Annotated in this window: 1 protein-coding gene; it reads right to left on the bottom strand. The window is 67.8% G+C overall.

Annotation, left to right across the window (positions count from 1 at the left end; genetic code table 11):
* Positions 1-569, bottom strand: a 569-nt coding sequence (locus tag ACFWBB_RS42610; protein ID WP_385284701.1) for a HAMP domain-containing protein, incomplete at both ends; no start/stop codon positions are given.

A 569-nucleotide genomic window follows, 5' to 3' on the forward strand; every position in this document is an offset into this window, starting at 1 on the left:
GTCGACCATGGTGTTGATGGTGTTCTTCAGCTCGAGGATCTCGCCGCGGGCGTCGACGGTGATCTTCTGGGAGAGGTCGCCCTTGGCCACCGCCGTCGCCACCTGGGCGACGTTGCGGACCTGGTTGGTGAGGTTTCCGGCCATGAAGTTGACCGAATCCGTGAGGTCCCGCCAGGTGCCCTTGACCCCCTTGACGTCGGCCTGGCCGCCGAGGCGTCCTTCGGTGCCGACCTCGCGGGCGACGCGGGTGACCTCGTCGGCGAAGGCGGAGAGCTGGTCGACCATGGTGTTGATGGTGTTCTTCAGCTCGAGGATCTCGCCGCGGGCGTCGACGGTGATCTTCTGGGAGAGGTCGCCCTTGGCCACCGCCGTGGTCACCTGGGCGACGTTGCGGACCTGGTTGGTGAGGTTTCCGGCCATGAAGTTGACCGAATCGGTGAGGTCCCGCCAGACCCCGGCCACCCCGGGGACCTGGGCCTGGCCGCCGAGGCGTCCTTCGGTGCCGACCTCGCGGGCGACGCGGGTGACCTCGTCGGCGAACGCGGAGAGCTGGTCGACCATCGTGTTGA

This window comes from Streptomyces sp. NPDC060000, from assembly GCF_042737375.1.
Taxonomy (GTDB): Bacteria; Actinomycetota; Actinomycetes; order Streptomycetales; family Streptomycetaceae; genus Streptomyces.